The organism is Streptomyces himastatinicus ATCC 53653 (assembly GCF_000158915.1).
GTDB classification, from domain to species: domain Bacteria; phylum Actinomycetota; class Actinomycetes; order Streptomycetales; family Streptomycetaceae; genus Streptomyces; species Streptomyces himastatinicus.
This window is the reverse complement of the sequence record NZ_GG657754.1, coordinates 1,833,214-1,834,682: the sequence shown is the minus strand read 5'-3', so window position 1 is coordinate 1,834,682 and position 1,469 is coordinate 1,833,214. Positions and strand designations below refer to the sequence as shown.

Here is a 1,469-nt window from a genome sequence, read left to right as displayed (position 1 = left end):
GCGGCGCGTTGGGCGCCCCAGCCGCCTGCGAAGATGCCGCTGCCCTGGACGACGCCGTCGGGGTTCACCCCGTTGACGCGGATGCCGTGTCCGCCCAACTCTGCGGCGAGTAGGCGCACTTGGTGTGCCTGGTCGGCCTTGGTGGCGGAGTACGCGATGTTGTTGGGGCCCGCGAACACCGCGTTCTTGGAGGCGATGTAGACGATGTCGCCGCCCATGTTCTGGGCGATGAACACGCGGGCCGCCTCGCGGGAGGCGAGGAAGGAGCCGCGCGCCATGATGTCGTGCTGGAGGTCCCAGTCCTGGGTCGTGGTGTCCAGGAGCGGTTTGGAGATGCTGATCCCGGCGTTGTTGACGAGGAGGTCTACGCCGCCGAAGGCCAGGACGGTTTCGGTGAAGGCTTCCTTGATCTGGTCTTCCGACGTGACGTCTGCTGTTACGGGGATCGCCTTGTCCGGGCCGCCCAGCTCTTGGGCCACGGCTGCCGCTGAGTCCGGGTTGAGGTCTGCCACCACTACGCAGGCGCCCTCTGCCACCAGGCGGTGAGCGATCGCCTTGCCGATGCCCGAGCCCGCGCCGGTCACCAGGGCGACGCGGGTGGCGAGGGGCTTGGGCTTGGGCATGCGCTGGAGTTTGGCTTCCTCGAGTGCCCAGTACTCGATGCGGAACTTCTCCGACTCCTCGATGGGGGAGTAGGACGAGACCGCTTCGGCGCCCCGCATCACGTTGATCGCGTTGACGTAGAACTCGCCTGCTACCCGGGCCGTCTGCTTGTCCTTGCCGTAGCTGAACATGCCTACCCCGGGGATCAGCACGATCGCCGGGTCCGCGCCGCGCATCGCGGGGGAGTCGGGGGTGGCGTGGCGGTCGTAGTAGGCCGCGTAGTCGGTGCGGTAGGTGGCGTGGAGTTCCTTGAGACGGTCGATGGTTTCGTTCAGGGGGGTGTTCGGGGGGAGGTCGAGGACGAGGGGGCGGACCTTCGTACGGAGGAAGTGGTCCGGGCAGGACGTGCCGAGTGCGGCGAGGCGGGGGTGTTCGGCGCGGGAGACGAAGTCCAGGACGGTGTCGCTGTCCGTGAAGTGGCCCACCTGCGGGCGGTCCGTGGAGGCCAGGCCGCGGATCACGGGGGCTAGGGCGGCTGCGCGGGCGCGGCGCTCGGCCTGGGGGAGGGTGGTGTGGATGGTCGGCCCGAAGGGGTCCGCCTTGCCGCGTTCGGTGAGGAACTCCTCGGCGGTGCGGATGATGCGGAGGGAGTTGGCCTCGCATTCGGCGGAGGTGTCGCCCCAGGCGGTGATGCCGTGGCCGCCGAGGATGCAGCCGATGGCCTGGGGGTTGGCCTTCTTGATGGCGGCGATGTCCAGGCCCAGCTGGAAGCCGGGGCGGCGCCAGGGCACCCAGACCACCTGGTTGCCGAAACACTCCTTGGTGAGCGCCTCACCGTCGGCGGCGCAGGCGAGGGCGATGCCGGA

General features: G+C 69.3%; 1 protein-coding gene. It reads right to left on the bottom strand.

The genetic code is table 11. The features are described 5' to 3' along the window. A partial coding sequence (rhaD, locus tag SSOG_RS07005) for a bifunctional rhamnulose-1-phosphate aldolase/short-chain dehydrogenase (protein WP_009713511.1) occupies positions 1–1,469 on the bottom strand: 1,469 nt, incomplete at both ends.